A 21,656-nucleotide genomic window follows, 5' to 3' on the forward strand; every position below is an offset into this window, starting at 1 on the left:
GGGAACTGCGGGCCGCAAAAGCATCGAGGCGCGGGGGGCGCCCGCGCCTCGATCATCGTTCAATGTGGGGAGGCCTCAGTCCACCCGGTAGAGGGGCACCGGCCGTTCGTCGCGGCGCTCCTCGCGATAGTTGCGACGATCGTCCCGCCGGTCCTCGCGGAATTCGCGCCGGTCGTCACGCCGGTCTTCGCGGAAGTCCCGGCGGGCATCGCGACGGGCATCACGCCGGTCGTCGCGGCGATCGAAGTCGCGGCGGTCGCGGCCCCGGCGGTCGTCGTAGCGGTCCCGGTCGCGATAGAAATTGCGGCCGCGATAATGGTCGTCCCAGTAGCGGCCGATCGAGAAGGAGATGACCGGCGCGTCCATCCGGTCGACATAGCGCGGGCCGGTATAGCGGCGCTCGCGGGCGTCGGCGAGATAGTTGGACGACATCCAGCCGCGCTGGCCGTCATAGCCGACATCGCACCAGGCGCGGGTGTCGAGGCAGCCGAAGACGCGGACCCGGTCGCCGGCGCCGACGACGTTGACGGCGGGATAGGAGGTGGACGGGCCGGCGCGCAGATTGACGTCGGTGGTGGCGATCGCACGCGACTGCGCCTGTGCGCTCGCCGGCAGCGTGAAGGCGCTCGCGACCGCGAGCGCTGCAAAGAGCATCTTGTTCATGGCGTTCCCTCGGACTGAGCCGGAACCTCTCCGGTTCTCTTGCTGCAGTAAGCCACAGTCAGTCCGAACGGTTCCCGAACGCACCTGTTATCCAGCGTTCATCTTCCGCAACGGCAGGAAGGTCAGCGCTTCGCCTCGATCGCGTCCCACAGGACCGCGGCGATATCGGCGCCGCCGAAGCGCTTCACCTCGCGAATGCCGGTCGGGGAGGTGACGTTGATCTCGGTCAGGAGATCGCCGATCACGTCGATGCCGACGAAGATCAGGCCGCGCTCGCGCAGCGCCGGTCCGATGCGCTCGCAGATCTCGCGTTCGCGCGGCGTCAGCTCGGTCGGGGTCGCCTGGCCGCCGACATGCATGTTGGAGCGGGTGTCGGTCTCGGCCGGCACGCGGTTGATCGCACCGGCGAACTCGCCATCGACCAGGATGATCCGCTTGTCGCCCTTGCGCACGTCCTTCAGATAGCGCTGCACGATGAACGGCTCGCGGAACAGAAGGCCGAAGGTCTCCAGGAAGGAGGTCAGGTTGCGGTCGTCCGGGGTGATGTGGAAGACGCCGGCGCCGCCATTGCCGTAGAGCGGCTTCATGACAATGTCGCCGAATTCGGCGCGGAAGGCCATGACCTCTTCCGGATCCTTGGTGATCAGCGTCTCCGGCATCAGATCGGCGAATTCGGTGACGAAGATCTTTTCCGGCGCGTTGCGCACCGAGGTCGGGTCGTTGACGACCAGCGTCTTCGGATGGATGCGGTCGAGAATGTGGGTCGAGGTGATGTAGGCCATGTCGAAGGGCGGGTCCTGGCGCAGAAGGACGACGTCCATCTCGGCCAGATCGACCTTTTCCTGGGGCCCGAGGCTGAAATGGTTGCCCTCTTCCTCGCGCAGTTCCAGCACCTCGCCGCGGGCCGTGGCGCGGCCGTCGCGCAGCGACAGCCGGTCGGGCGTGTAGTGGAACAGGCTGTGGCCGCGGTTCTGCGCTTCCAGGCAGAGGGCGAAGGTGGAATCGCCCTTGATCGAGATCGAGGAGACATGGTCCATCTGGACCGCGACTTTGAGCGCCATGGGGTTTCCTTCGCCTGGGAACGGTTACGACCGCGCTGCGACGTAGCGCCGAGCGGCGGCATGCGCAATGGCAATGGACGGATCGTCGCCGGCAAGGCCCCGGGGCGGGGCCCTGGTCAGGCGACCCAGCGGCGTCCGGTGGTCTCCAGCCCGAAGAAGCGCGGCGTGCGGGCAAAGGCGGCGAGGCCGGCCAGCGCGGCCAGCGGCTCGGTCACCACGAAGAGCGGGATCTCGCGCATCAGCGCGCTGTGCGGCGCCTTGTCCTCGAACGCGGCGCGGACCTGGTCGGCCTTCAGGATCGGGATGATGCGCTGGAAGATGCCGCCGGCGATGTAGACGCCGCCGCGGGCCATGAAGAGAAGCGCGATGTCGCCGGCGACGCGGCCGAGATAGGTGGCGAAGAGGTCGACGGCCTCGCTCGACGGCGCGTCCTTGCGGTTGACCGCCGCCTCGGTGATCTCGGCGGGCGAGCTGTGGACCGGATCGACGCCGTCGGCGGCGCAGATCGCCTCGTAGAGATTGACGAGGCCGCGGCCGCACAGCACCTGTTCGCCCGACACCCGTCCCTCGATGGTCTTCAGATGCGGCCAGATCGCGTAGTCGCGGGGCGTGCGCGGGCCGAGATCGATATGGCCGCCTTCGCCGGCGACCGGGATCCACATGCTGCGGGCGCGCACCAGCCCGGCGACGCCGAGGCCGGTGCCGGGGCCGAGCACGGCGCGGCTGGCGCCTTCATGGACGGTGCCGCCACCGATCTGCGAGCGCGAGGCATCGCCCAGTGCGGAGATCGCCAGCGCCTGCGCCTCGAAATCGTTGAGGACGATGACCTCCTCGATCCCCAGCTCGGCCAGCATCTTGCGGGGCCGCACCACCCAGGGACAGTTGGTCAGGTCGATCTCGTCGCCGTCCACCGGGCCGGCGACCGCCAGGACCGCCGATTTCGGCTGGATGGAGGTCTTGTCCAGAACCGTCGCCTGGATCGCATCGTCGATGGTCTCGAAATCCGCGGTCTGGATCACCGGGAACGGCTTGGGATCGGCGAAGGCGTCGACCAGCAGGGAAAAGCGCGCATTGGTGCCGCCGATATCGCCGATCAGGACCGGAAACTTCAACGCGTCGTTTTCGTCGCGCTTGCCTGCCATGGGAGTGCCCGCTTCAATCGATTCGTATGACTGCCACATAGGCCATTGCCGTGACGAAGGCAAAACGCCGATCCGCCGCGCGCGCCGGCTCCGCCCCCTCCTGCGGGGCCGGCAGCGGCCCGCAGGACGGATCGATGCGGGTCAGCGGATCGGGCGGTTGGTCGGGATCGGAACCCGCACTTCGGGCGCATAGCCCAGCGCCCCGGCCGGGGCGGCCATGCTGGCGGCCACCACGCCGCCGCCGTCGAAGCGGGCCGGTGCGTTGGCGACCTGACGGCAGGCGTCGGGCATGTCGGCGAGCATCATCGGCGGCTTGGGCTTGGCCGGCTTGCCGCCGGGCTTGGGCGGCTGCAACGCCACGTCGAACCACCAGTCGAGATCGCCGCAGCCGTCGCCGCTGCCGGTGGAGCGCTGCGCGGTGCAGCCGGGCGAGCCGGGCTGGCAGAACAGCCGCACGTGAAAATGTTCGTGATGGCCGTAATAGGGGCGGACCTTGTTCAGCCAGGCGCGTTCGCGCCCCGAGGTCTCGCACAGCTTCTTCTTGATGCCCGGATGGACGAAGATGCGCTGCACCTTGGGGTCCTCGGCGGCCATGCGGATGAGGTCGCGATAGTTCGAGGTCCAGACCCGGTCGTCGACCTGGAAGGTGCCGGGCTTCAGCACCGAGCGGAACGGAAAATTCTCGCGGGCTTCCGGCGTCAGCCGGCCGGCCGGCATCGGCTGCAGCCAGATGTCGGCGTCGAGGCCGATCTGGTGCGAGGCATGGCCGGACGGCATCGGGCCACCGCGGGCCTGCGAGATGTCGCCGACGAGAAGGCCGGGCCAGACGCCGCGCGCCGCCGCCTCACGGGAGAGGCGCTCGAGGAAGGAAATGGTGTTGGGGTGGCCGTAGCGGCGATCGCGCGACAGGCGCATCGCCTGCCATGCCGGGCCGTCGGCGGGCAGCTGCGCCGCGCCGGCAAGGCAGCCCTTGGAGTAGAAGCCGTGGCTCGCCGAGGGCAGGGCCGCCGCCGCATGCTGGCTGCCGAAGATCTGCTTGGCGGTCGGCTCGGCCGCGACGGCCGTGCATGCCATCATCGCCGCGACCAGAAGCGCGCCCGCTGCCGTGCGTGTCCGCGTCTTGCCCGTTGCCGTCATCAGCCTCGTCGTCCCCCGTCGTCGCGTCCGCGAGCCTATCGGGCGCAGTTGGGCCGAGGCTTGCGGGAAGGCGTCCGGGCGCGGCGAGACGCCGGCCCGGATCATCATGCGAAGACTGCCGCAGGCTTATGCCGTTTTCGTGGCCGTCAGCCGGAAACCTCGACCCAGTCGCCGGTCCGGCCGGCCTCGAACAGGGCGTCGATCGCCGCCTGGTTGCGGCGGCTGGATTCCAGCGAGAACAGTTCGGCGCCCTTGCCGGCGATCGCGTCGGCGAAGCTCTCCACCTGCAGCCGGTACTGGTCGATGCCGGGAAAGCGGAAGGTCTCGGTATGGCGGTGCGTGCGGTCGTGCAGGAACACCTTGTCGCCGTCATAGAGGCTGGCGTTGAACGGCGCGGCGATCTCGATGAAGCCGTCCTGGCCGTGGAAGACGATGCTCTGCCGGTTGGCCATACGGGTGCCCAGATACAGGCTCATCTCGAAGTCGCCGAAATCCACCGTGCCGGTGACGAAAGAATCGGTGCCGAACTCGGCATCCGTGACGACTTTCGCGCGCACCCGCACCGGCTCCATGCCGGTCGCGAAGCGGCTGGTGACCATGGGATAGACGCCGATGTCGCGCAGCGCGCCGCCGCCCAGCTCGGGCCGGTTGCGCATGTTGGCGGCGTCGACATTGTAGTAGCTGAAGGCCGCCTCGATATGCATCAGCCGGCCGATGGCGCCGTCGGCGATCAGCTGCTGCACCTTGGCCCATTGCGGGTGGTAGGTGACCATGAAGGCCTCGGACACCGTGACGCCGGCCGCCTTCGCCGCATCCGCGATCGTCGCGATCTCCGCGGCGGTCATGCCCATCGGCTTTTCGCACAGGACGTGCTTGCCGGCCTCGATCGCCTTCAGCGTCCATTCGGCGTGCTGGGACGTCGGCAGCGGGATGTAGATCACGTCGACCTCGTCGGAGGCCAGGAGCTCGTTGTAGCTGCCATAGGCGCGCGGGATGCTGAACATCTCGGCGACTTCGCGCGCCCGCTCCACGTCACGGCTGGCGATCGCCGCCAGCCGGCCATTGGTCGCCTTGGCGATCGCGGGCATCACATGTTCCCGCCCGATCTTGGCGGTGGACAGAATTCCCCATCTCAGCATGCCGGTTCCCCCCTTGTGGTCGTTCGTCGTCATTGTCCTTGCCGCGACCGGCCGCCCCTCGCCACAGCCGGTCGCAGGTCCCGTCAGCCGTTCAGGACGGCCTTCACGGCGTCCAGCTCGGTCAGCGGCAGCTGCGGCCGCGGGCCGATCTGGCCGATGATGTGGCCGGCCGAGGCGACGCCGAGCCGGGCCGATTTCTCGTGGTCGAGGCCCATCGTATAGCCGCGCAGGAAACCGGCGGCGAAGAGGTCGCCCGCACCGGTCGCATCGACCACCTTGTCGACCGCCGTCGCCGGCACCGTGATCCGCTGCTCGCCTTCGGCCACGATGCAGCCCTTCTCGCTGCGGGTGACCGCGGCGAAGCGCTTGACGTCCTTGGCCAGCGCGTCGATCGCCGCGTCCATGTCCTCGGTCTCGTAGAGCGCCTTGGCCTCGGCCTCGTTGGCAAAGACGATGTCGACCGTGCCCGAGCGGATCAGGTCGAGGAATTCGGCGCGGTAGCGATGCACGCAGAAGGAATCCGACAGGGTCATGGCGACCTCGCGGCCGTTCTCATGGGCGATCTTCGCCGCGGCGACGATGGCCTCCTTGGCGCGGGGCGGATCCCACAGATAGCCTTCGAAATAGGTGACCTTGGCGGCGGCCACGAGCGAAGCGTCGATGTCCTGCGGCCCGAGCTCGGTGCAGGCGCCGAGGAAGGTGCTCATCGAGCGCTCGCCATCCGGCGTGACCAGCACCATGCAGCGCGCCGTCGGCGGCGTGGTGTCCAGCGGCGTGGTGTCGAACTTGACGCCAAGCGCGCGGATGTCGTGGGTGAAGATCCGGCCGAGCTGGTCGTTGGCGACCTTGCCGATATAGGCACCCGTGCCGCCGAGGCTGACCAGCCCGGCGATGGTGTTGCCGGCGCTGCCGCCCGAGGTCTCAGTGCCCGGACCCATGGCGTCGTAGAGATGCTCGGCGCGTTCGGCGTCGATCAGCGTCATGCCGGCCTTCTGCACGCCTTCGCGTTCCAGAAAGGCGTCGTCGGCCCGCGCGATGATGTCGACGATCGCATTGCCGATCGTCAGAACGTCGTATTCTGCCATGGTCCATCCTGTCGTTGAAGCGTGCCGTCTGGTTAACCCGCGGAGGCCGAAATGGCCAGCGGGGCAAGCGCGGCCCGCGTTGCGGGCGCGCGTCGGCGTGCCTATCTCGGCTGCACGGAAAGGACGCCCGATGATCTTCACCGCCGCCCGGCTTGCGCTCGCCGACATCTTCTCGCCGCCCTTCCGGGCCGCCCTCTGGAAGACCCTGGGGCTGACGGCCGTGGTGCTCGTGGCGCTCTGGTTCGGCATCGGCGCCATCGCCGAGATCTTCGCCGTGCCGTTCCTCTCCAACCTCTTTCCGGACGATCTGAGCTGGCTCGATCAGGCCGGCACGCTGGCCGGCTGGGCCGCCGGCCTGCTTCTGGCGGTGCTCCTGGCCTTCCTGATCGGCCCGATCAGCGCGGTCATCGCCAGCCTGTTCCTCGACGACGTGGCGGTGGTGGTCGAGCGCGAGAGCTACCCGGATGCCCCGACCGGCACGGCGATGGCCTTCCTGCCGGGGCTCGTCCTGTCGGTGAAGTTCTTCGGCGTGGTCATCCTCGGCAATCTGCTGGCGCTGGTGCTGCTGCTCGTGCCCGGCGTCAACATCGCAGCCTTCTTCCTGGTCAACGGCTATCTCCTCGGCCGCGAATATTTCGAGTTCGCGGCCATGCGCTACCGTTCGGAGGACGAGGCCAAGGCGATCCGTTCGCGCCATGGCGGCACGGTATTCGTGGCGGGCCTTTTGATCGCCGGCTTCCTGGCGATCCCGATCGTCAATCTGCTGACGCCGCTCTTTGCGGCGGCGCTGATGGTGCATCTGCACCAGCGCATCGCGGCGAAGACCGGCGGCCTGCCGGTCCAGGCGGACCGGACCGCGCCCCGTGTCAGGGGATCGGATGCAGCGGCGCCGGAACGTCGTTCGTCTTGATCTCGGCCTTGCAGAGATCGGCGATGACGCAGGCCTCGCAGTCCGGCTTGCGTGCCTTGCAGACATAGCGGCCGTGCAGGATCAGCCAGTGATGGGCATGGCGGCGATAGGGCTGCGGAATGATCCGCAACAGTCCCTGCTCCACCGCCTCGGGCGTTGCGCCGGGCGCCAGCTTCAGCCGGTTGCCGATCCGGAAGATGTGGGTGTCGACGGCCAGCGTCTCCTCGCCGAAGGCGACGTTGAGAACGACGCTGGCGGTCTTGCGGCCGACGCCGGGCAGGGCCTCCAGCGCGGCGCGCTCGCCGGGCACTTGGCCGCCATGCTGCGCCACCAGCGTTTCGGCGAGGGCGGCGACGTTCTTGGCCTTGTTGCGATAGAGCCCGATCGTGCGGATATGCTCGCGGATCGCATCCTCGCCCAGCGCCGCCATGGCCGCTGCATTGTCGGCGACGCGAAACAGTTCGCGCGTCGCCTTGTTGACGCCGGCATCGGTCGCCTGCGCCGACAGGACGACGGCGACGAGCAGGGTGAACGGATTGGTGTAGGCGAGCTCTGACACGGGCTCCGGCCGCTGCACCGAGAAGCGCCGGAAGATCTCGGTGATCTCCTCTTCCGAATAGGGGATCTTCACGCGGCGCGGCCGGGCCGGGCGCCGCGTCGCCGCCCTGGCCGGACGCTTGGCACTGGCCGCGCGAGGCGATGCGTCGCTTTTGCCGCGCTTGACCCCTTGGCCGGATGGTCCAATCTTGTCGCTCATCGTTGCCCTATAGCGAGACGACGCCGTGACTGACAATCGCGATGGCACAGGTCAGGCCGACGCCGCGTCGGAACGGCCGATCTTCGAGGCCTTGCTGACGCCCTACCGCTCGCTCGGCCGGCGCGGCTTCAACATCCTCATGGCCTTTGTCGGCGGGGTCAGCCTTGTCACCGGCATCGCCTTCGTCGCCAAGGGCGCCTGGCCGGTCTTCGGCTTCTTCGGCGTCGACGTGCTGCTGATCTGGTGGGCGTTTCGCGCCAGCTACCGCTCGGCCAAGGCACGCGAACTGGTCACCGTGTCCCGGACCGACCTGGCCATCCGCAAGATCTCGCCGCGCGGCGAGGTTCGCGAGACCCATCACAACCCGTTCTGGGCGCGGTTCAAGGTCGACCGGCACGACGAGATCGGCATCACCCGGATGAGCGTCGATTCCAAGGCCGCTTCGACCGAGATCGGCGGGTTTCTCAATCCCGACGACCGCGAGAGCTTTGCCCGCGAATTCAACCGCGCGCTGCTGACCGCCAAGGGCCGCTGACCGGCTGGCGTCTCCGTCGGGCTGATTGTCGGAAAACGGGTGGCGGACGCCGCCCGCGGAGGCGATGATCGGCCAGCAAGGGAGAATTGCCATGTTGTCGATCGTACCCGACACGGTCCGAACCGACCCCGCCGTGATCACGCCATCCGCCGGCCAGGAGAGCCTTGGCGATTACGAGACGGTCCGCCGCGCCATCGAGTTCATCTCGACCCATTACAGCGAGCAGCCGAGCCTCGGCGAGATCGCCGCGGCACTCGGCCGCTCGGAAGAGGCACTGACCGCCGTATTCCGCCGCTGGGCCGGGCTGACGCCGAAGGCGTTCCTGCAGGCCGTCACCATGGACCATGCCCGCCGCCTGCTCGACGGCGGGGCGTCGCTGCTGGATGCCGCCTTCGAGGTTGGCCTCTCCGGCCCCTCGCGGCTGCACGATCTCTTCGTCAAGCACGAGGCCCAGTCGCCGGGCGCCTACAAGGCCAAGGGCGCGGGCATCGCCTTCGACTACGGCTTCCACGCGACGCCCTTCGGCCTGGCGCTGGTCGTGGCCACCGAACGGGGCCTCGCCGGCATCGGCTTCGCGGAACCCGGCGACGGCGGCGAGGCGGCGGCGCTGGACGACATGCGCCGGCGCTGGCCGAAGGCGAGCTTCCGGCCGGCGCCCGACCGGACCGCCCCGCTCGCCCGGCGCATCTTCGAGCCCGGCCACTGGGAGAGCGAACGGCCGTTGCGGGTGGTGCTGATCGGCACGGATTTCGAGATCCGGGTCTGGGAAACGCTGCTGACGATCCCGGTGGGACAGGCGACCACCTATGCCAGCGTCGCCGGGCGCATCGGCGCGCCGAAGGCGGCGCGCGCCGTCGGGGCGGCAGTCGGGCGCAACCCGATCTCCTTCGTCGTGCCCTGCCACCGGGTGGTCGGCAAGTCCGGGGCGCTCACCGGCTATCACTGGGGCATCACCCGCAAGCGGGCGATGCTGGGCTGGGAAAGCGGACTTCTGGCCCGCGACAACGGATGACATGCGCTGTCCTGGCGATGACCCGTGCCGGGGCAAGCGGTCGCATTCGCAGGATCGCACGCCGACCTATCTGAAATCCCCGATCGGGGAGGACGAGGCCGGTGGCCGGACGGATGAGCGACATGGCGGTTCTGCCGGAGGCGGCAGTGGAGACGGTGTTTCGCCGCCTTGCCGCCGAGATGCCGGGGCGCACGGCGACGGCCAAGGGGCCGAAGGATCAGCCCGACCCGTTCCGCTCGCTGGTCTCCTGCGTCCTCTCGGCCCAGAGCCTCGACCGCAACACGGCCGCGGCGGCCGAGGCGCTGTTTGCGCTGGCCACGACCCCGCAGGCGATGCTGATGCTGGGTGAGGAGGCTATTGCCCGAGCGATCAAACCCTGCGGCCTCTACAACATGAAGGCGCGCAATCTCACGCGGCTGTGCCACACGCTGCTGGAGAGCCATGGCGGGCTCGTCCCGCAGGATCGGGCCGGGCTGATGGCGTTGCCGGGCGTCGGGCGCAAATGCGCCGACATCGTCCTCAGCTTCACCTTCGGACAGGACGTCATCGCCGTCGACACCCATGTTCACCGGGTTGCCAACCGCATCGGCCTGACGGCGGCACGCGGGGCCGAGGCCACAGCCGACCAGCTCGCCGCCCGCGCCCCGGACTGGGCGCAGGGCGACGGGCATTTCTGGCTGATCCAGTTCGGCAAGGCGGTCTGCGTGGCGCGCAGGCCCCGCTGCGAGGCCTGCATGCTCACCGATCTCTGCCTCTGGTTCGCCGCCAACCGGGACGCCGCCGGCTCCTGAAGCGACGACGGCCCGTCGGCCTCAGATCTTACCGTCGAGGCCCATCTGGTAGTATTTGTGGACGATGTTGTCCTGGTTCTCCAGGAGCCAGTCGATCGAGGGCTCGTTCGCCATCGCCTTGCGGATCGCCTGGGTCATGCCCTTGCGATGGATGTCGAAGAGCACCTTGTGGTCGAGATCCGGCACGTCGACGATGGTCGGGGCGAGCCACACCGAGCAGATGATGCCGAGATCGTTGACCCGGTCCTTCGGCAGGATGCCCTCGCGCACGGCGTCGAGCACGCCATTGGCGATGGCGAACTGCACCGTGCCCATCAGGATATTGGTGTATTTCGGATCGTCGACGGTGACCTTCGACACGCAGAGCGTGACCGGGCGGACCATGATGTCGGTGTTGAGCAGGGCAAAGACGCGGCTATGGCCCTTCACCTGGTCGCCGGTGAGGGTGGCGAGCGCGGTGCCGACCGGCCCGTCGAGCTCGCCGATGACGACTTCCGGTTCGGCGGCGGTGCCCGGAGGGCCGCCGGCGACAAGGGCTTCGCCGCTGCACAGGACGATACGGTCGGTCATGATGGCATTCTCTCGCTGGTTTCCGGCGCCCGCTGCGGCCTAGCAGCTTCCGCCGGCGCACTCAAACCCGCGCCAAGCCGGCGCGGGCATAAGCGAAACCGGAGCGCCGTCAGCCTTCGAGGATGGTCTTTTCGGCGACGCTGGTATCGGCGTTGAGCCGGTAGACGATCGGCACGCCGGTGGCGATCTCCTGGCCGACGATCTCCTCGCCGGTCAGCCCGTCCAGCGCCATCACCATGGCGCGCAGCGAATTGCCGTGGGCGGCGACCAGCACCGTGCCGTCGTTCATCACCTTCGGCAGGATATCATGGATGTAATAGGGCCAGACGCGGGCGCCGGTGTCCTTCAGGCTCTCGCCGCCCGGCGGGGGCACGTCGTAGGAGCGGCGCCAGATATGTACCTGCTCCTCGCCCCATTTGGCGCGGGCGTCGTCCTTGTTGAGGCCGGACAGGTCGCCATAGTCGCGCTCGTTGAGGGCGACGTTGCGGATCGTCTGAAGGTCCGGCTGGCCGAGTTCGTCGAGCGCCAGGGTCAGCGTGCGCTGGGCACGGGAGAGTTCGCTGGTGAAGGCGATGTCGAAGGTCAGGCCCGCGGCCTTCAGGCGGCGCCCCGCATCCTTGGCTTCCTCGACACCCTTCTCGGTCAGGTCGGGGTCCTTCCCGCCGGTGAAGAGGTTCTTAAGGTTCCAGTCGCTCTGGCCGTGGCGGACGAGGACGAGGGTTCTGGACATCGCGGCGGACCTTTCATGTGGGTCGGATGAAGCGTGTGGGGCGGGCGGGGGGCCAGCCGTCAGAGACCGAGGACGTTGGCCATGGTGTAGAGGCCGGGCGCACGGTCCTTCGCCCAGAGGGCGGCGCGGACGGCGCCGCGGGCGAAGATCGCCCGGTCGGTCGCCAGATGCGAGATCTCGATGCGCTCGCCTTCGCCGGCCAGGATCACCGAATGCTCGCCGGTCACCGAACCGCCGCGCAGCGTGGCGAAGCCGATCGTGCCCTCAGGGCGTGGCCCGGTATGGCCGTCGCGCACCCGCACGCTGTTGTCGGCGAGCGAAATGCCGCGACCCTTCGCGGCGGCCTCGCCGAGAAGCAGCGCGGTGCCGGACGGCGCATCCACCTTGTGCTTGTGGTGCATTTCCAGGATCTCGATGTCGAAGGCGTCGGGGCCGAGCGCCCGGGCGGCCTTCTCGACGAGGCCGGCGAGAAGATTGACGCCGAGGCTCATATTGCCGGATTTGACGATCGGCGTGCGCTCGGCACTGGCTGCGATCGCCGCGTCCTGATCGGGCGAGCAGCCGGTGGTGCCAACGACATGGACCAGCGAGCCGCTCGCAGCGCGTTCGGCCATGGCGACGGAGGCCGCCGGTGCGGTGAAGTCGATGATGCCGTCGGCGCCGGCGAGCGCCCCGTCGATATCGTCGGTGATGATGACGCCCGAGGTCCCGATGCCGGCGAGGAGGCCCGCATCCTGGCCGATCGCCTCCGAGCCCTCGCGTTCGACCGCGCCGGACAGGACGGCGCCTTCGGTTTCGCCGATCACGGTGACCAGCGTGCGGCCCATGCGACCGGCAGCGCCCAGGACGACCAGCTTCATCGGTGCCATCGCGTCTCTCCCTCGTTGCGCGGCCTGGCGCGTCAGCTCCGCACGGATGCGGCGATTTCCTCGGGCCGCGTTGCCGTGCCGCTGCGGCGATCGCTCGACTGCAGGCCGTGGAACCGGGCATAGAGGCCGTCGCGGCGTCCGACAAGTTCCTCGTGGCTGCCGCGCTCGACGATCTCGCCGCCATCGACGACGAGAATCTGGTCGGCCCCGACGATGGTCGACAGGCGGTGCGCGACGACGAGGACGGTGCGGTTCTTCATCGCCTCGTCCAGCGCCGCCTGCACCAGGGTCTCGGAGCGCGTGTCGAGGGCCGATGTGGCCTCGTCGAGAAGCAGGATCGGGGCGTTGCGCACCAGCGCCCGGGCGATCGACAGCCGCTGGCGCTGGCCGCCCGACAGCGAGATGCCGTTTTCGCCGAGCGGCGTGTCGTAGCCCTGCGGCTGGGCGAGGATGAATTCCTCGGCCTGCGCCTGCCGCGCGGCCTCGGCGATCTCGTCGTCGGTCGCATCGGGGCGGCCGAGACGGATGTTCTCGCGGATCGTGCCCTCGAAGAGATACGGCGTCTGCGGAACGTAGGCGATCTGGGCGCGCAGCGAGGCGGTCGCCACGTCGCGGATGTCCTGGCCGTCGATGCGGATGGCACCCTCGGAGACGTCGTAGAAGCGTTGCAGCAGCGAGATCACGGTGGACTTGCCGCCGCCGGACGCGCCGATCAGGGCGGTGGTGCGGCCGGGCCGGGCGGTGAAGCTCATGCCCTTCAGGACGGGTTCGCCCGGATGATAGCCGAAGCCGACATTCTCGAAGACGATCTCGGCCCGGTCGACCTTCAGCGCCGGCGCGCCCGGCTTGTCGGCTTGGCCCGGCTCCAGATCGAGGATCTCGTAGATCATCTGGGCGTTGACCAGCGCCCGCTCGAGTTGCACCTGCAACTTGGCGAGACGGCGGGCCGGATCATAGGCGAGCAGCAGCGCCGTGATGAAGGCGAACATGGCGCCCGGCGAATAGCCGTAGACGATGGCGCGGTAGCCCGAATAGGCGATCACCCCGGCGATCGCGAGGCCGGCGACGATCTCGGTGACCGGCGTGGTGCGCTCGGTGATGACGGCGATGCGGTTGGAGCGCTCCTCGGCGCCGAGGATCAGCGTCTCGATGCGTGCGCGCAGCGGCTTTTCCATGGTGAAGGCCTTCACCACGGTGATGCCCTGCGCCGCTTCCTGGATCGAGCCGAGCACCCGCGCATTGAGGTCGATCGACTGGCGGGTGACCACCCGCAGCTTGCGGGCGAGGATGCCGATCATCAGGGCGATCGGCGGTCCTGCGATCAGCGCGATCATCGACAGCAGCGGGTCCTGGTAGATCATCACGAAGACGAGGAAGATCAGCGTCAGGAGATCGCGGGCGATCGAGGTGACCGTCAGGTTCAGCGTGTCGCGGATGCCGGCGACATTCTGGTTGATCCGGGCGGCGAGATGCGCCGAGCGGTTCTCGCCGAAGAAGTCCACCGACAGAGCCATCAGATGGGCGAACAGCCGGCGCTGGTAGCGCGCCACGATGTGGTTGCCGATGCGGGCGAGGATCACGCCCTGGCCGTAGGTGGCAAGGCCACGCGTGGCGAAGGCCAGGAAGACGACGATCGGCAGCGTGACGATGGCGGCGCGGTTCTGGTTGACGAAGATGTCGTCGATCACGCTGCGCATGATCCAGGCGAGAAACGCCGTGGAGGCCGCGACCAGCACGAGACAGACGATCGCCATCACGTACTGGCGCAGGAACTGCCGGCCGTTCTCCTGGATGATCCGCTTCAGGAGCCGCAGCACGAGACCGCGCTCGCCCGGCTCCTTCAGGGAGATCCGCTTCTTCGTCGTCGCGCCGGCGGCCTGCCCGGCTGTCGTTTTCTTGCTCATCGCGACGTCCTATAGAGGCTCATGCGCCCGGTGCCTATCGGGACCGGGCGGGCGCCGCGTCGGAAATCCGTCGGCACTGGCCGATCGGCAACGGTCCGGATGACTGGAAGCCTAGCCGCGACCCTGCCACGCGCCGGTGACATGGACCGGCCAGCGCCACGGCAGCACGGCGACGATGTCGAAACGGCGCGAGAGCCGGGCGAAATCGGCCCGGCGCCCAATCCACAGATCGGCCGCGGCCTCGATCCGGCGCTGGGTCTGCGGGCCGACTGCGTCCATCGCCTCGGCAAGCGTCGCGCGGGCCTTCACCTCGACGAAAGCGACGAGATCGCCGCGCCGGGCGATCAGGTCGATCTCGCCGGCTTTCGTGCGGTGCCGGACGGCGAGGATGCGATAGCCCTTCAGCCGCAGCGCCATGGCCGCCAGCCACTCGCCGCGATGGCCCTTGCGAAAGCCCTGCCGTCGCCGGGCGCGGGCCGCGTCCGCAGAGGTCACTGCCGGTCCTTGAGGGCGAGGGCGCGCTGGTAGAGGTCGCGTCTCCCGAGGCCGGTCAGCCTGGCGGCTTCCTGCGCTGCTTTGGTCGGCTTCATCTCCGCCAGCAAGCCCGACAGGATCGCGTCGGCGTCGGCCCCGCTCGCCACCGGCGGCGCGTCGGGCGGTGCGATGCAGACGACGATCTCGCCGCGCACCCGTTCCATGGCCGCGAACTGGGCGGCGAGTTCGCCCAGCGTGCCGCGATAGATGGTCTCGTAGGCCTTGGTGAGCTCGCGGCAGACGGCTGCCTGGCGTGCGCCGAGGGCCTGGTCCATGGCCGCGAGACTGTCGGCGATCCGGTGCGGGGCTTCGAAGAAGACCAGCGTGCCGGGAATGCGGGCGAGTTCTTCCAGCCGCTGCGCGCGGGCCTGCTCCTTCTGCGGCAGGAAGCCGGCAAAGAAGAAGGCGTCCGACGGGAGGCCCGAGGCGAGCAGCGCGGCAAGGGCCGCCGAGGCGCCGGGGATCGGCACCACTGGAATCCCGGCTGCGATCGCCTCCTGCACGATCCGGTAGCCGGGGTCCGACACCAGCGGCGTCCCGGCGTCCGAGACCAGCGCCACCGACAGGCCAGCCTGCAAATCGGCGAGGAGCGCGGCGCCGGCGTCTTCGGCATTGTGCTCGTGATAGGCGAACATCCGCCGCTCGATGCCGAAGCGATGCAGCAGCTTGGCGGTGACGCGCGTATCCTCGCAGGCAAGGCGGTCGGCCCCGGCGATGAGTTCCAGCCCGCGCAGGGTCACGTCGCCGAGATTGCCGATCGGCGTCGCCACCAGATAGAGGCCCGGCTCCGGCTTCGGCGCCGTGTGCGCCACATCCCGGATGCGATAGCGGCGGGCGGTGGCCTGCTCGTCTTTGTGCGCCTGCAACTCTTCGGACATCACTTGGCGATCGACCGCTTCAGCGCTTCGTCGATCCGCGCTTGCCAGCCCGGCCCGGTCGCCTTGAAATGGGTGACCACTTCGGCGCTCAGTTCCAGTGAAATCGACACTTTTCCAGCGCCGGGCCCTTCCGACGAGCGACCGGTGCCTGCGAACTGCGCGAGGATTTCGGCAGGAAGCTTCGAAGCGGGCACGCTTGCGCGGCGGAAATCCGCCTCGGTCCACTCCGGGTTGTCGCTATCGATGATGGGCTCTTGGCTATTGTCCGACATAGCGTTCGAACTCCTTTCGATGGGCGCGGCGGAGGCTGATCGGACGCACCGCGCCAGCGCGGACGGTGAAGGCAACACAGAAAGGCTGGCCGTCGATCAATCCGAAACCACGGAACCGCGCCTCGCCATAGTCGTGGCGGTCATCCCTGATGACCAGCCGCAGATCCATATCTGCCGCTCTTGCCAGAGAGACGCTGTGCTTCGCGATATTCGCGGCATCCTTGGCGGGGTCGAAATCCAATGCGCGACGGCTCCGGCACGTGACGGTCGCCATCCACTATATAGGGCACCGGAGCGTCAACGAAATCCGCATCAGGCGAGGTCGGCGACCACCGCGTCGAGGACGAGCATGCCGGCGGGCGTCGCCCGCAGCCGGTCGGGGCCGAGGCGTTCCACCATGCCGTGGGCCATCAGGTCGGCCTCGCTGACCGGATCGAGGTCGCGGCCGGTCAGCTTGCGCCAGCGCTTCAGGTCGATGCCCTCGGTCAGGCGCAGGCCCATCAGTAGCAATTCGTCGGCCTGTTCGGTCGGGCTCAGCAATTCGTCGACCACCGCCCCGCTGTCCCAGGATTCGACCATCTTCAGCCAGGTTTCCGGCAATGGTTCGTTGGAGATGGCGTGGCGCCCGCCCGGCCCCATCAGCCGGCCATGGGCGCCGGGGCCGACACCGGCATAAAGCCCGTAGCGCCAGTAGGTCAGGTTGTGGCGGGATTCGGCGCCCGGGACGGCGTGGTTGGAGATCTCGTAGGCCGGCAGGCCGCGTTCGGCGGTGATCCGCTGGGTGGATTCGTAAAGGTCGGCCGACAGGTCGCCATCCGGCACGATCAGCTTGCCCGCCTTGTGCAGCGCGTAGAAGGGCGTGCCCTCCTCGATGGTGAGCTGGTAGAGCGACAGATGATCGGCGGCCAGATCGATCGCCTGGTTCAGCTCGCTTTCCCAGGCCGCGACGGTCTGGTCGGGCCGGGCATAGATCAGGTCGAAGGACAGGCGCGGGAAGATCTCGCGGGCAAGGCCGATGGCGTGCAGCGCCTGGTCGACGCTGTGCAGCCGGCCGAGAAGCCGAAGGTCGCGGTCGTTCAAGGCCTGCACGCCGAGCGACACCCGGTTGACGCCGGCCTCGCGATAGCCGCGGAACCGCTCCGCCTCGACGCTCGACGGATTGGCCTCCAGCGTGATTTCGGCACCGTCGGCGATCGTCCAGTTGGCGGCCACGGCATCGAGGATCCGGCCGACCGTCGCCGGCTCCATCAGCGATGGCGTACCACCGCCGAGGAAGACCGAGGTGACCGTTTCACCCGCCGAGCGGCGGGCCATCTCGGCCAGTTCCCGCTCGAACGCCGCCGCATAGCGCTCCTGATCCACCGGCTTATGGCGGACATGGCTGTTGAAGTCGCAATACGGGCATTTGGCCGCGCAGAACGGCCAATGCACATAGACGCCGAACCCCGGCGCGCGCGATTGCGGCTCGAAGGCGAGAACGTCACGGCCTGGGCGGGAATGGATCGTCATTCGACTCCGAGTGCGTCGCGCGCGAATTTCTGGAATGCCCGGGCCCGATGCGACATGGCGGTCGGCTGGCCGGGCTTCCAGGCGTGTTTTTCCGCCGACATCATCTCGCCGAAGGTCCGGTCGCTGCCGTCGGGCAGGAAGATCGGATCGTAGCCGAAGCCGAGCTCGCCGCGCGGCGGCCAGACGATGGTCCCCTCGACCTCGCCGCGGAAGAGATGCGTGCCGCCGGCCGGATCCGCAAGGCACAGAACCGCGACGAATTTCGCCCGGCGCTGCTCCGGCGTCGTGGCGCCGGCCGCCTGCAGCTTTTCCTCGACATTGCGCATTGCCATGGCGAAATCGCGATCCGGGCCGCCCCATCGCGCCGAATAGATGCCGGGATCGCCGTTCAGCGCGTCGATGGCGATGCCGGAATCGTCCGACAGCGACACGAGACCGGTGGCGCGCATGGCGGCCAGTGCCTTGAGCTCGGCATTGGCCTCGAAGGTCGTGCCGGTCTCTTCGGGATCCTCGAGGCCCTTTTCCTTCGCCGAGGTCACCTCGAAGCCGAAGGGCTCCATCAGCTCGCGGATTTCCCAGATCTTTCCGATGTTGTGGCTGGCGACGAGAAGCGGGCCGTCCTTCGGGTCGAGACGTTTCATTGCGCGGCCTCGATGGCCTGGCGCTGCATGCCGACGAGATCGTTGATCCCCTTGCGGGCGAGATCGAGGAGCTTGAGGAACTCGTCCTGCGAGAACGGCGTGCCCTCGGCGGTGCCCTGGATCTCGACGATGCCGCCGGAGCCGGTCATGACGAAATTGGCGTCGGTCTCGGCGGCGGAATCCTCCGGGTAGTCGAGGTCGAGCACCGGCTCGCCCTTGTAGATGCCGCAGGAGATCGCCGCGACGTGGTCCTTCAGCACCTTGGCCGGATCGACCATGGCGCGCTGGCCCATCCATGCGAGGCAGTCGGCCAGTGCGACGTAGCCGCCGGTGATCGCCGCCGTGCGGGTGCCGCCATCGGCCTGGATGACGTCGCAATCCACGGTGATCTGGCGCTCGCCCAGCGCCTGCAGGTCGACGACCGCGCGCAGGCTGCGACCGACGAGGCGCGGGATTTCCTGGGTGCGGCCCGACTGCTTGCCGGACGCCGCCTCGCGGCGCATCCGGTCGCCCGTGGCGCGCGGCAGCATGCCGTATTCGGCCGTCACCCAGCCCTTGCCGGAATTCTTCAGCCAGCCCGGCACGCGCTCTTCAAGGCTCGCCGTGCACAGGACATGGGTGTCGCCGAACCGGACGAGGCACGAGCCCTCGGCATGACGCGAGTAGTTCCGCTCGAGGCTGACGGGCCGCAATTCGTCGAAGGCGCGTTTGGATGGCCGCATGATGAGGTCCTGACAATCGGTCCTGGAGAAGGGAATAGATGCTTCGGGTTGCGCCGGGCTTGTATCGGCGATGACCCGGCGGATCAAAGATTTTCGCGTCGCTGTCATGGCGGGGCGGTGCGCGATGGCGGAAGATCGCTCGGAAAGGCGCCCGCGCGGAGGGCTATCGCGGCCGGACGGCTTGGCGAGGGCCCGAGCATTCCCTATAGTCCGGTCATGCGGGAAACGATATAGTCCGGTCATGCGGGAAACGATGCGACGCCATGACTGAATTCCGTTTGCCTGTCAGCGATTTGGCTTCCGGAGCACTGCCGCTGGACGAGCGCTCGCGGGAAATCTTCCGGCTGATCGTCGAAAGCTATCTCGACATCGGCGAGCCGGTGGGCTCGCGCATGCTGTCGCGGCTTTTGACCAACGCGCTGTCGCCGGCCTCGATCCGCAACGTGATGAGCGATCTGGAAGCACTCGGCCTGATCTATGCGCCGCATGTCAGCGCCGGACGCATGCCGACCGAACTGGGCCTGCGCTTCTTCGTCGACGCCTTTCTGGAAGTCGGCGATCTCGGCTCCTCCGAGCGCGAGGAGATCGAGGAGAAGGTGCGGGTGTCGGGCGACGGTCGCCCGTTCGAATCGCTTCTGACCGAGGCGAGCCAGCTTTTGTCCGGCCTGTCGCGCGGCGCCGGCATCGTGCTCACCTCCAAGGCCGATCTGCGCCTCAAGCATATCGAATTCATCCGGCTGGAGCCGACGCGCGCGCTGGCGGTGCTGGTCGGCGCCAATGGCGAGGTGGAAAACCGCATTCTCGACCTGCCGGCCGGCGTCACCGCCTCGCAGCTCGTCGAGGCAGGGAACTTCCTCAACGCCCATATCGTCGGCCGCACGCTGGGCGAGGCGAGCGAGGAGATCGCCCGGCTGAAGGACGACACGTCCAGTGCCCTCGATCTCCTGTCGCGCCAGCTCGTCGAAAAGGGGCTGGCGGTCTGGTCCGGCGCCTCGGCCGACCAGCCGGCGCGGCTGATCGTGCGCGGTCGCGCAAATCTTCTGGAGAACGTCACCGCCTCCGAGGACATCGAGCGGCTGCGCCTGCTCTTCGACGACCTGGAGACCAAGAGCGGCATCATCGAGCTTCTGGGCCTTGCCGAGAAGGGCAATGGCGTGCGGATCTTCATCGGGTCGGAGAACAAGCTGTTCTCGCTGTCCGGATCCTCGCTGGTGGTCGCGCCCTATCAGGGCGGCGGCGAGAGCGTCATCGGCGCGGTCGGGGTGATCGGCCCGACCCGGCTCAACTACAAGCGCATCGTGCCGATGGTGGACTACACCGCGCGCATCGTATCGCGGCTTCTGACCTCCGGCGCGGCCGCCCGCGAGGCTTGATTTTCCGTCCCGTCAATTCGATATGCGGCGCGACAACGATTTTCCGCCGCGCTGCGCGGTTCGCGTGGGGACCCCCACCGCCGGACTTGCGCAGCCAGGCCCCGACACGAGGTGATGACGCATGAGCGATACCGGCAAGCGCGAACACGACGAAGCCCGCAACCGGGCGGCTGACCCGGCCGCCCGCGATCGCGCCGACCCGGCGAGCGAGGCCGAGGCGCGGCGCGCGGCGGCCAATGCCAACGCCGAAGGCAGCGGCTATGCGGACGCCGCCAGCGGCTTTGCCGACGCCGATGCGGCGGCCAGCGCCGATGCCGAGCGCATCGCGGCGCTGGAAGCCGAGAACGCCGACGTCAAGGATCGCCTGCTGCGGCTGGCCGCCGACATGGAAAACCTGCGCCGGCGGACCGAGCGCGAGGTCAAGGATGCGCGCACCTACGCGGTGACCGGCTTTGCCCGCGAGATCCTGTCGGTCGCCGACAATCTGCGCCGCGCGCTGGAAGCGGTGCCGGCCGAAGCCAAGGCCGATGGCGAGGGTGGTCTGGCCGGCCTCATCGACGGCGTCGAGGTGACCGAGCGGTCGCTAATCAGCACGCTGGAGAAGCACGGCGTCAAGAAGCTCGACCCGGAAGGCCAGCGCTTCGATCCGAACTTCCACCAGGCGATGTTCGAGATCCCGAACACCGAAGTGCCGAACGGCACCGTCCTGCAGGTCGTGCAGGCGGGCTATGCCATCGGCGAGCGCGTGCTGCGCCCGGCCATGGTCGGCGTCTCCAAGGGCGGGCCGAAGGCCTCTGCCGCCAAGGCCGAGGCGGACGCCGCCCCGCAGGATGCCGGCGACACCATCTGATCGCCACAAAGCCCGCCGACGCTTTTCCGTATCGCGGGGACCAGTTCGCGATACGGATGCCAGGCAAGGACAGGCGACTTATGACGAAGACCATCCTCCCGTTCGCGGTTTCAGCCGGACTGCTCGTGCTCGGCACGCTGGCGGTGAAGGCCGATCACGCCGACCGGCACATGTCGGTCTGGAAGTCGCCGACCTGCGGTTGCTGCGAGGCCTGGACGGACATTGCCCGCGCGCATGGCTTCGACGTCACGGTCACGAACACCGACGAACTGACGCCGATCAAGCGCGCGGCGAAGGTGCCGGCGGCGATGGAAGGCTGCCACACGGCCAGGATCGAAGGCTACGTCATCGAGGGCCATGTGCCCATGGATGCGATCGACCGGCTCCTCGCCGAGCGTCCCGCACTGGCCGGCCTGTCGGCGCCTGGCATGCCGATGGGCTCGCCCGGCATGGGCGACGATCCGGATGCCCGTTACGACGTCTACGGCTTCGGCGGCGAAGGCGGTCCGACCGTCTATCAGGCTGTCGGCCCCCGCTGACCGCGTACCAATTTCGGACAGGATAGAGCGTCG

General features: G+C 68.5%; 25 protein-coding genes. 7 read left to right on the forward strand and 18 right to left on the reverse strand.

Annotation, left to right across the window (positions count from 1 at the left end):
• Positions 1 to 75: 75 nt before the first annotated feature.
• From ACEQX1_RS08755 to ACEQX1_RS08780, 6 genes are all read right to left on the reverse strand, one after another.
• Positions 76 to 663 (reverse strand): SH3 domain-containing protein, encoded by a 588-nt coding sequence (locus ACEQX1_RS08755; RefSeq protein ID WP_228239208.1) that lies wholly within the window; start codon positions 661 to 663, stop codon positions 76 to 78.
• Positions 664 to 785: 122 nt separating this feature from the next.
• Positions 786 to 1,724 (reverse strand): glutathione synthase, encoded by a 939-nt coding sequence (gshB, locus tag ACEQX1_RS08760; RefSeq protein ID WP_024349379.1) that lies wholly within the window; start codon positions 1,722 to 1,724, stop codon positions 786 to 788.
• A 116-nt stretch (positions 1,725 to 1,840) separates the two neighbouring features.
• The gene (locus tag ACEQX1_RS08765) at positions 1,841 to 2,866 is read right to left on the reverse strand and encodes a glucokinase (RefSeq protein WP_024349380.1); all 1,026 of its coding nucleotides are present in this window, start codon (positions 2,864 to 2,866) and stop codon (positions 1,841 to 1,843) included.
• A 141-nt stretch (positions 2,867 to 3,007) separates the two neighbouring features.
• Positions 3,008 to 4,003 (reverse strand): penicillin-insensitive murein endopeptidase, encoded by a 996-nt coding sequence (gene mepA / locus ACEQX1_RS08770; protein WP_370196735.1) that lies wholly within the window; start codon positions 4,001 to 4,003, stop codon positions 3,008 to 3,010.
• 146 nt (positions 4,004 to 4,149) lie between these two features.
• Positions 4,150 to 5,142 carry a Gfo/Idh/MocA family protein gene (locus ACEQX1_RS08775; RefSeq protein ID WP_370194189.1) on the reverse strand — a complete coding sequence of 331 codons (993 nt, stop codon included), beginning with the start codon at positions 5,140 to 5,142 and terminating at the stop codon, positions 4,150 to 4,152.
• A gap of 83 nt (positions 5,143 to 5,225) precedes the next feature.
• On the reverse strand, positions 5,226 to 6,227 hold the full coding sequence (locus ACEQX1_RS08780) for an adenosine kinase (protein WP_370194188.1): 1,002 nt from the start codon (positions 6,225 to 6,227) through the stop codon (positions 5,226 to 5,228).
• Positions 6,228 to 6,357: 130 nt separating this feature from the next.
• Between ACEQX1_RS08780 and ACEQX1_RS08785 the strand changes: the two genes are divergently transcribed.
• Positions 6,358 to 7,137 carry a sulfate transporter family protein gene (locus ACEQX1_RS08785; protein ID WP_370194187.1) on the forward strand — a complete coding sequence of 260 codons (780 nt, stop codon included), beginning with the start codon at positions 6,358 to 6,360 and terminating at the stop codon, positions 7,135 to 7,137.
• Here ACEQX1_RS08785 and nth (ACEQX1_RS08790) read toward each other — a convergent pair.
• Entirely contained in the window at positions 7,094 to 7,894 is an 801-nt protein-coding gene (gene nth / locus ACEQX1_RS08790; RefSeq protein ID WP_370194186.1) for an endonuclease III, read from the reverse strand. The genes ACEQX1_RS08785 and nth (ACEQX1_RS08790) overlap by 44 nt on opposite strands.
• A 25-nt stretch (positions 7,895 to 7,919) precedes the next feature.
• Between nth (ACEQX1_RS08790) and ACEQX1_RS08795 the strand changes: the two genes are divergently transcribed.
• From ACEQX1_RS08795 to nth (ACEQX1_RS08805), 3 genes are all read left to right on the forward strand, one after another.
• Positions 7,920 to 8,429 carry a DUF2244 domain-containing protein gene (locus tag ACEQX1_RS08795; RefSeq protein WP_370194185.1) on the forward strand — a complete coding sequence of 170 codons (510 nt, stop codon included), beginning with the start codon at positions 7,920 to 7,922 and terminating at the stop codon, positions 8,427 to 8,429.
• Positions 8,430 to 8,520: 91 nt separating this feature from the next.
• Positions 8,521 to 9,441, forward strand: coding sequence for a methylated-DNA--[protein]-cysteine S-methyltransferase (locus ACEQX1_RS08800; protein ID WP_370194184.1), 921 nt, complete (start codon positions 8,521 to 8,523; stop codon positions 9,439 to 9,441).
• Positions 9,442 to 9,563: 122 nt separating this feature from the next.
• Positions 9,564 to 10,232 carry an endonuclease III gene (gene nth, locus ACEQX1_RS08805; protein WP_370196736.1) on the forward strand — a complete coding sequence of 223 codons (669 nt, stop codon included), beginning with the start codon at positions 9,564 to 9,566 and terminating at the stop codon, positions 10,230 to 10,232.
• A 21-nt stretch (positions 10,233 to 10,253) separates the two neighbouring features.
• Here nth (ACEQX1_RS08805) and ACEQX1_RS08810 read toward each other — a convergent pair whose 3' ends face one another.
• The 11 genes from ACEQX1_RS08810 to rph all read right to left on the reverse strand — a co-directional run bounded on the left by ACEQX1_RS08810 (position 10,254) and on the right by rph (position 18,861).
• Positions 10,254 to 10,802 carry a formaldehyde-activating enzyme gene (locus tag ACEQX1_RS08810; RefSeq protein ID WP_370192494.1) on the reverse strand — a complete coding sequence of 183 codons (549 nt, stop codon included), beginning with the start codon at positions 10,800 to 10,802 and terminating at the stop codon, positions 10,254 to 10,256.
• Positions 10,803 to 10,911: 109 nt separating this feature from the next.
• Positions 10,912 to 11,532, reverse strand: a complete 621-nt coding sequence (locus ACEQX1_RS08815; RefSeq protein WP_370192496.1) for a 2,3-bisphosphoglycerate-dependent phosphoglycerate mutase — start codon at positions 11,530 to 11,532, stop codon at positions 10,912 to 10,914.
• 59 nt (positions 11,533 to 11,591) lie between these two features.
• Positions 11,592 to 12,401 (reverse strand): 4-hydroxy-tetrahydrodipicolinate reductase, encoded by an 810-nt coding sequence (gene dapB / locus ACEQX1_RS08820; RefSeq protein WP_370192498.1) that lies wholly within the window; start codon positions 12,399 to 12,401, stop codon positions 11,592 to 11,594.
• Between the two features lie 32 nt (positions 12,402 to 12,433).
• Entirely contained in the window at positions 12,434 to 14,305 is a 1,872-nt protein-coding gene (locus tag ACEQX1_RS08825) for an ABC transporter ATP-binding protein (RefSeq protein ID WP_230787681.1), read from the reverse strand.
• 111 nt (positions 14,306 to 14,416) lie between these two features.
• A complete protein-coding gene (locus ACEQX1_RS08830) occupies positions 14,417 to 14,800 on the reverse strand; it encodes a YraN family protein (protein ID WP_228239194.1) in 384 nt (127 codons plus the stop codon).
• Positions 14,797 to 15,717: a 16S rRNA (cytidine(1402)-2'-O)-methyltransferase gene (gene rsmI / locus ACEQX1_RS08835; protein ID WP_370192504.1), complete on the reverse strand. Its 921-nt coding sequence runs from the start codon at positions 15,715 to 15,717 to the stop codon at positions 14,797 to 14,799. Before rsmI ends, ACEQX1_RS08830 begins: the two co-directional genes overlap by 4 nt.
• Entirely contained in the window at positions 15,717 to 15,989 is a 273-nt protein-coding gene (locus ACEQX1_RS08840) for a BrnA antitoxin family protein (RefSeq protein WP_370192506.1), read from the reverse strand. Before ACEQX1_RS08840 ends, rsmI begins: the two co-directional genes overlap by 1 nt.
• The gene (locus tag ACEQX1_RS08845) at positions 15,976 to 16,230 is read right to left on the reverse strand and encodes a BrnT family toxin (protein ID WP_370192508.1); all 255 of its coding nucleotides are present in this window, start codon (positions 16,228 to 16,230) and stop codon (positions 15,976 to 15,978) included. Before ACEQX1_RS08845 ends, ACEQX1_RS08840 begins: the two co-directional genes overlap by 14 nt.
• A gap of 71 nt (positions 16,231 to 16,301) precedes the next feature.
• The gene (gene hemW, locus ACEQX1_RS08850) at positions 16,302 to 17,498 is read right to left on the reverse strand and encodes a radical SAM family heme chaperone HemW (RefSeq protein WP_024349397.1); all 1,197 of its coding nucleotides are present in this window, start codon (positions 17,496 to 17,498) and stop codon (positions 16,302 to 16,304) included.
• Positions 17,495 to 18,139, reverse strand: coding sequence for an RdgB/HAM1 family non-canonical purine NTP pyrophosphatase (rdgB, locus tag ACEQX1_RS08855; RefSeq protein WP_370192510.1), 645 nt, complete (start codon positions 18,137 to 18,139; stop codon positions 17,495 to 17,497). The genes hemW and rdgB overlap by 4 nt, the downstream gene beginning before the upstream one ends.
• A complete protein-coding gene (gene rph / locus ACEQX1_RS08860) occupies positions 18,136 to 18,861 on the reverse strand; it encodes a ribonuclease PH (RefSeq protein WP_370196737.1) in 726 nt (241 codons plus the stop codon). The genes rdgB and rph overlap by 4 nt, the downstream gene beginning before the upstream one ends.
• A 263-nt stretch (positions 18,862 to 19,124) precedes the next feature.
• Between rph and hrcA the strand changes: the two genes are divergently transcribed.
• The 3 genes from hrcA (at position 19,125) to ACEQX1_RS08875 (ending at position 21,623) form a co-directional block, all read left to right on the forward strand.
• Entirely contained in the window at positions 19,125 to 20,234 is a 1,110-nt protein-coding gene (gene hrcA, locus ACEQX1_RS08865) for a heat-inducible transcriptional repressor HrcA (RefSeq protein ID WP_024349400.1), read from the forward strand.
• Positions 20,235 to 20,355: 121 nt separating this feature from the next.
• Positions 20,356 to 21,084: a nucleotide exchange factor GrpE gene (grpE, locus tag ACEQX1_RS08870; protein ID WP_370196738.1), complete on the forward strand. Its 729-nt coding sequence runs from the start codon at positions 20,356 to 20,358 to the stop codon at positions 21,082 to 21,084.
• 80 nt (positions 21,085 to 21,164) lie between these two features.
• Positions 21,165 to 21,623 (forward strand): DUF411 domain-containing protein, encoded by a 459-nt coding sequence (locus ACEQX1_RS08875; protein ID WP_370192517.1) that lies wholly within the window; start codon positions 21,165 to 21,167, stop codon positions 21,621 to 21,623.
• Positions 21,624 to 21,656 lie beyond the last annotated feature (33 nt).

The sequence above is a fragment of the Aurantimonas sp. genome (assembly GCF_964217435.1).
GTDB classification, from domain to species: Bacteria; Pseudomonadota; Alphaproteobacteria; order Rhizobiales; family Rhizobiaceae; genus Aurantimonas; species Aurantimonas coralicida.